At 57.2% G+C, this 278-nt stretch carries 1 pseudogene; it reads left to right on the top strand.

Going from position 1 to position 278, the window contains the following annotated elements:
* Positions 1 to 87: 87 nt before the first annotated feature.
* A pseudogene (locus AC5ZGW_RS47890) lies at positions 88 to 278 on the top strand (IS110 family transposase); the annotation flags it as partial.

Raw genomic sequence — 278 nt, 5'->3', positions numbered from 1 at the left:
GATTGATGTGGTGGAACGGCCCGCTCCGACAGCATCATCGTGCTAAAACGTGGTCGTTATTCGAACGCCACAAGGAGGAACCGTTCCATGAAACAGATTAGCACCATCGGGTTGGATTTGGCGAAGCACATTTTTCAAGTTCACGGCGCGGGTGGCGATGGCTCGCCGGTGTTGAACCGGAGACTACGGCGCAGCGAAGTTCTGCGTTTCTTTGAGAAGCTGCCACCATGCCTGGTGGGGATGGAAGCCTGCGGCAGCGCCCATTATTGGGCGCGCGA

Source organism: Bradyrhizobium sp. Crot121, assembly GCF_059512385.1.
Note: the sequence above shows the minus strand (reverse complement) of the source record. Positions and strands in the feature narration are given on the sequence as shown.